This window comes from Synechococcus sp. R6-10 (assembly GCF_047461815.1).
In the GTDB taxonomy this organism is placed as follows: domain Bacteria; phylum Cyanobacteriota; class Cyanobacteriia; order Thermostichales; family Thermostichaceae; genus Thermostichus.
In genome coordinates, this window is the sequence record NZ_JANSHW010000086.1 from 1 (window position 1) to 5,395 (window position 5,395).

The 5,395-nt window shown below is 57.4% G+C and carries 7 protein-coding genes; 5 read left to right on the top strand and 2 right to left on the bottom strand.

Features of this window, described 5'->3' with window-relative positions; genetic code table 11:
• Positions 1 to 48 precede the first annotated feature (48 nt).
• A complete protein-coding gene (locus NW837_RS02920; protein ID WP_414329186.1) occupies positions 49 to 651 on the bottom strand; it encodes an aldo/keto reductase in 603 nt (200 codons plus the stop codon).
• Between the two features lie 230 nt (positions 652 to 881).
• Here NW837_RS02920 and NW837_RS02925 point away from each other — a divergent pair, with 230 nt between their 5' ends.
• Together NW837_RS02925 and NW837_RS02930 are read left to right on the top strand one after the other, a co-directional pair.
• The gene (locus NW837_RS02925; protein WP_414329187.1) at positions 882 to 1,409 is read left to right on the top strand and encodes a hypothetical protein; all 528 of its coding nucleotides are present in this window, start codon (positions 882 to 884) and stop codon (positions 1,407 to 1,409) included.
• A 42-nt stretch (positions 1,410 to 1,451) separates the two neighbouring features.
• Positions 1,452 to 3,086, top strand: coding sequence for a CTP synthase (locus NW837_RS02930; protein WP_414329188.1), 1,635 nt, complete (start codon positions 1,452 to 1,454; stop codon positions 3,084 to 3,086).
• A gap of 121 nt (positions 3,087 to 3,207) precedes the next feature.
• On the opposite strand, the gene NW837_RS02935 is transcribed toward NW837_RS02930, so the two are convergent.
• Complete coding sequence (locus NW837_RS02935) at positions 3,208 to 4,170, bottom strand: RNA polymerase sigma factor RpoD/SigA (RefSeq protein WP_414329189.1); 963 nt, start codon at positions 4,168 to 4,170, stop codon at positions 3,208 to 3,210.
• 278 nt (positions 4,171 to 4,448) lie between these two features.
• Here NW837_RS02935 and NW837_RS02940 point away from each other — a divergent pair, with 278 nt between their 5' ends.
• The 3 genes from NW837_RS02940 to NW837_RS02950 form a co-directional block, all read left to right on the top strand.
• A complete protein-coding gene (locus tag NW837_RS02940) occupies positions 4,449 to 4,634 on the top strand; it encodes a DUF2256 domain-containing protein (protein WP_041437321.1) in 186 nt (61 codons plus the stop codon).
• A 49-nt stretch (positions 4,635 to 4,683) separates the two neighbouring features.
• Positions 4,684 to 5,160 (top strand): phosphate-starvation-inducible PsiE family protein, encoded by a 477-nt coding sequence (locus NW837_RS02945; RefSeq protein ID WP_414329191.1) that lies wholly within the window; start codon positions 4,684 to 4,686, stop codon positions 5,158 to 5,160.
• A 50-nt stretch (positions 5,161 to 5,210) separates the two neighbouring features.
• The coding region (locus NW837_RS02950; protein ID WP_414329190.1) for a hypothetical protein at positions 5,211 to 5,395 on the top strand (185 nt) is incomplete at its 3' end.

Sequence of the window (5,395 nt, forward strand, 5' to 3'; positions counted from 1 at the left end):
AATCCGTACTGAACATATTATACATTATTTTCAGTATAGTTGAGCTTATTATTGACTAGAGTCATGCTCTCGACAGTAGGGCAAGACCTCTGCTTCAATCTGCCGCTCGAACAGGTTGTAGGGGGGCTGGGCGGTGTGCAGAGGAGCCACCCGGCGAAACCGATCCATCTGTTCGGGGGAAAAGTTGCTGACCCCAATGGCGCGGATCTTGCCCTGCTGCAGCAACTGCCCCAGAAACGCCGCCGTTTCTTCGATCGGTTCCAAGGGATCCGGCCAATGAATTTGGTAGAGATCGATCACATCTGTTTGCAAGCGGCGCAGAGAATCCTCCAGTTCTTGGGCCAAGCGAGGCAGGCTGGAGTTGCGCACCACTTTGTTGTTTGTCCACTCCAGTCCCGCTTTGGTGGCGAGAACCACCCGATCGCGGCAACCTGAGTCTTTGATCGCTTGCCCCAGCACTTCCTCCGAAACACCCAGTCCGTAGATGGGAGCGGTGTCGAAGGTGGTTATGCCCAAATCAATGGCTTTGCGAATCGTGGTGTAAGATTCCTGGCGGTCGGAAGGGCCCCACCAGCCGCCGCCCATCGCCCAAGTGCCCAGGCCCACCCGGCTCAACCTTAGCCCTGCATCTGCGAGGGTGACGAACTCCATGGCTGCTCCTGCTGAACCCCGATCCTCCCACTGTGGCCAGGGATCCTCTCCAAAAATCTAGCAGACATTGCTGACAGCAGCCGAGGTTGCGTGAACGACCCAAGCCTGTGACCGGGGTTGGAAGGAGAGGAGAGGCTTTTGACTCTGCTGTTGTAAGGAACTGAATCGATAGGATCCCATTCAAGAGCTGCAGCGTCTCTCAACCCAGAACTTTTGCGAGGAATGGCTCCATGAAGCCCACTTTTCTTGTCTCTACTGTCAGCTCCGTCGGTATGGCTCTCCTGTGGGGATCCCTTCTGGCTGGAAGGGCTGCCCAAGCGCAGGTGATCACCCCTCTTTTCCCCTCTGGAACTCCCATCCCCGTCGAACCCTTGCCCCCCAGCCCGGACATTCCCACCCTGCCCATTGTGCCGGATCCCCGGCCTGTGCCGGCAACCCCTGCTCCCCAGCGACCGCTGCCCAGGGGGAGTTTTGAGGAGATCAGCCGCTACTTCCGGGATCTCAACCGCGCCAAAAACCTGGCCCGCCAAGCTGCCGAGATCGCCAATGGGGGCCTGCAGCGCTATCGCGCCGAAGCTTCCATGCACGGGGCAGCCATCGACTCGCCGTTTGAAGAGTTTGAAGATGCTTGGATCTTCACCTTCCGGGGGGGAGAGCCCGGCTTTGTCCAGCCCAGCATTGAAACCCAGGTGCGGGTGGACAGGCGCACCTTTCAAACCACCATCCTCTACAACGGCCCCATCCGCTCTCTGCGCTAAGGGATCCCTGGCATAATCAAAAAAAGGCAAGGGATCCAAGCTATGACCAAGTTTGTCTTCGTCACGGGCGGAGTGGTCTCCAGCATCGGCAAAGGCATTGTGGCGGCTAGCTTGGGTCGCCTGCTCAAATCCCGCAACTACACGGTGTCGATTTTGAAGCTGGATCCCTATATCAATGTGGATCCCGGCACCATGAGCCCCTACCAGCATGGGGAAGTGTTTGTTACCGACGATGGCGCCGAGACGGACTTGGACTTGGGCCACTACGAGCGCTTCACCGACACCAACATGTCCAAGCTCAACAACGTTACCACCGGCTCCATCTACCAGGCCGTGATCCACAAAGAGCGGCGCGGCGATTACCAGGGCAGCACGGTGCAGGTGATCCCCCATGTTACCCAAGAGATCAAAGAGCGCATCCGGCGGGTGGCCCGCGAGACCAACCCCGATGTGGTGCTGGTGGAGGTGGGGGGCACGGTGGGAGATATCGAGTCTTTGCCCTTTTTGGAGGCCATCCGCCAATTTCGCAAGGATGTGGGCCGGGCCAACGTGGCCTATGTGCATGTCACCCTGGTGCCTTTGATCAAGGCGGCAGGGGAGATGAAAACCAAGCCTACCCAGCACTCGGTCAAGGAGTTGCGCTCCATTGGCATCCAGCCAGATGTGTTGGTGTGCCGCTGCGAGCAGCCCCTGCCCCGCAGCATCAAAGAGAAGATCTCCGAGTTTTGTGACGTGCCGGTAGAATGCGTCATCCAGGCGCAGGATGCCCCCAGCATCTACGACGTGCCTCTGGTGCTAGAGCAGGAGGGGTTGGCGCAGCGGGTTCTGGAGATTCTCAACTTGGATCCGCAGCAGCCAGATCTACGGGAGTGGGAGCTCCTGGTGCAGCGGCTGCACCACCCCCAAGAGCAGGTGGAGATTGCCATTGTCGGCAAATACGTGCGCCTTACAGATGCCTATCTTTCCGTGGCCGAGGCCCTGCGCCATGCTGGGCTAGCCCTCAATGCCGGTGTCACCCTGCGCTGGATCTCTTCTGAGGAAGTCGAGGAGCGGGGGCCGGAAGCCCTACTGGCTGGTGTGGATGGGGTAGTGGTGCCGGGGGGGTTTGGCAATCGCGGCATCGAGGGCAAGGTGGCTACCATCCGCTACGTGCGCGAGCAAGGCATTCCCTTCCTAGGGCTGTGTCTGGGCATGCAGTGCGCGGTGATCGACTGGGGATGTCACATTGCCCACCTGGAGCGGGCCAATAGCTATGAGTTTGATCCCGATACCCCCCACCCTGTCATCAGCCTGCTGCCGGAGCAGAAAGATGTAGAGGATCTGGGGGGAACCCTGCGGCTGGGCCTCTATCCCTGTCGCATCATGCCCAATACCCTAGCGGCCAAGCTGTATGGCGAGACCATCATCTACGAGCGCCACCGCCATCGCTACGAGTTTAATAACGCCTACCGCAGCCTTTTTCTAGACTCCGGCTATGTTATCAGCGGCGTCTCGCCGGATAACCGCTTGGTGGAGATTATCGAGCTGCCCAGCCACCCCTTTTTCATCGCCACCCAGTTCCATCCGGAGTTTCGCTCCCGCCCCAACCGCCCCCACCCCCTCTTTTTGGGGTTGATCGAAGCTGCCCTGCGCAGCCGCCCTCAGCCTCACCCCCTGCAGTTGCAGAAGATGGGCTAGTTGACAGATCCCTTGTCCAAAAGTGGGGGCACGCCTCTGGTCCTGGTTCTGCAGAGCTTTGCTGAACATAAACTGCTGCGGAATCCTGGGTTTCGCCTGTGGAGCAGCCGTGGCCTACTGCCTAAAACGAGGTCATCCAGTCCGCCAAAATTTCCTGTCGGCGTGGATGGCGCAGTTTGCGCATGGCTCGTGCTTGAATTTGTCGGACGCGCTCTCGAGACAGGCCGAAGAGCTGACCAATTTCGGAGAGAGTGTGCAGGTGGCCATCTTTCAGCCCATAGCGGAGCTTGAGGATTTCTTGCTCTCGGGGGCTGAGCTGCTCCAGCATTTCTTCCAGTTGGGCAGACAGCAGGTACAAGTCCATTTGCGATTCGGGAGTGGGGCCGTTGGCGGCCTCGATAAGCTGCATCAGCTCCGTATCTTCCTCTTTGCCGACCGGAGTATGCAGCGAAAGAGTTTGGCGACCGGCTTCCAAGAGGGTTAAGAGAGCGTCCAGCTTGTCGGGGGAAATCTCCAGAGCTTCGGCAATTTCCGCTTGGGTGGGGCGACGGTTTAGGGTCTCGGTCAGCTCCCGCCGGATCCGCTTCACCTGGTTGAGCTTTTCTACCATGTGCACCGGGATCCGCACCAGGCGCCCCTGATTGGCAACGGCGCGGGTGATCCCTTGGCGAATCCACCAGTAGGCGTAGGTGGAAAACTTGTAGCCGCGTTCGTACTCAAATTTTTCTGCGGCTCGGATCAGGCCAATGGTGCCTTCTTGAATCAGATCCAGAAACGGCACACCGCGATTTAAGTACTTTTTGGCAATCGAGACCACCAGGCGCAGGTTGGCCCTAACCAATTCCCGTTTCGCCCGTTCCCCGGCGGCTCCCCCCTCTGCAATCAGCCGTCCCAATTTCACTTCCTGCTCGGCATTGAGGAGTGGGTAGCGAGCCATTTCCCGCAAAAATACGCCCACTGAGTCTTCCGAAAGCGAGGCTTGGGTCGCTCGGTTGCCGGGTTTGCTGAGCCGTACCTCAACCCGCTTCAGTGGAGGAGGAGAGTTCTGAACAGCTACATTCGTCCCATTTGGTTGAGATTTCATACAAACTCAAGCTCAAGTTCACAAGCGGGTGTTAAGAACTTTACTCAGTACAGGATGGAGGCGGCTAACCTTTCAGCAAACCCAACTTCCTTCAGGGATCCCTGCAGACACAGGGCAGAGATCTCGCCGGATTTCAAGAGGCTACTCGATTTCTCTAGGTTCAGACTTCAGCTTTTGCTAAGGTGGGGCGCAGGCCAAGCACCCCCGTGATGGTAACGGTCAGCATCCAATAAGATTGTTAAGCTGACTACAGAGTTGACCTTGTTTTGCAGTGCACCATGCCACGCCAACGGAAGAAATCGGATTTGCCCAGCAAGATTTGTCTCACCTGTCAGCGACCCTTCACCTGGCGCAAAAAGTGGGCCGACTGTTGGTCGGAGGTGAAATACTGTTCTGAGCGGTGTCGCAATCATCGCCCCAAGGGATCCCTGCCTGCTTCCCGGCAAGACGGTTGGGACGGATAATGTTGTCTCAGGATCAGGACATAAGGGTTTGGATCTGTCGGGGTTGGCGATGCGGTTTCTCAAGTGGCTGTTGCACAATCCCCACGAGACAGAAGAGGAGGATCCCTTTTTGCGGGCCATTGCCCGCATCGAAAGCCTGATCTCGAAGCTGCTTTCAATTTTGATGATCGGGCTAATCGTAGTAGCAGTGGTGGACTTGGCCCGGTTCTTGGTGGCAGATTTGTTGATGGAGCCAACTGGGTTTTTCTCCACGACTTTGATCGAGATCTTCGGCCTCTTTTTAAATATTTTGATTGCGCTGGAAATTCTAGAGAACATCACCGCCTACTTGCAAAAGCAAGTGGTACAGGTGGAGTTGGTAATCGTCACCTCTTTGATCGCGGTGGCCCGCAAGATCATCATTTTCGATTTCGAGAAGCTGGGGGGGTTAGATCTCATCGGGTTGGGGGCAGCGACGTTGGCCCTCTCGGTAAGTTATTGGCTGGTGCGGCGGGCCAAGTCTCCATCCAAGTCCGGGGAAAATTAGGCTAGGACAGAATCCTGGTACGATGGGGATGGAGCTTTCCTGCAAGAATTGTGCGTGCGCGATCTAAGTTGGCCAGCCTGGTGAAGTTAGCTGTGCTGATGGTGGTGCTTTGGGTGGGGCTGAGTGCTCTCCCTGTTTTGGCCCGCCCGCATTCTTCTCGCGATTTGCTCCTGGCACAACACTTGGGCAAACCCGTGAAAACCTACAACAATCCCCCCCCGATGGTGATCGACCC

Bases quoted from the DNA above. Each gene is read 5' to 3' on its own strand.
- NW837_RS02925 (WP_414329187.1), top strand. From the start codon at position 882: ATGAAGCCCACTTTTCTTGTCTCTACTGTCAGCTCCGTCGGTATGGCT.
- NW837_RS02930 (WP_414329188.1), top strand. From the start codon at position 1,452: ATGACCAAGTTTGTCTTCGTCACGGGCGGAGTGGTCTCCAGCATCGGC.
- NW837_RS02940 (WP_041437321.1), top strand. From the start codon at position 4,449: ATGCCACGCCAACGGAAGAAATCGGATTTGCCCAGCAAGATTTGTCTC.
- NW837_RS02920 (WP_414329186.1), bottom strand. From the start codon at position 651: ATGGAGTTCGTCACCCTCGCAGATGCAGGGCTAAGGTTGAGCCGGGTG.
- NW837_RS02945 (WP_414329191.1), top strand. From the start codon at position 4,684: ATGCGGTTTCTCAAGTGGCTGTTGCACAATCCCCACGAGACAGAAGAG.
- NW837_RS02935 (WP_414329189.1), bottom strand. From the start codon at position 4,170: ATGAAATCTCAACCAAATGGGACGAATGTAGCTGTTCAGAACTCTCCT.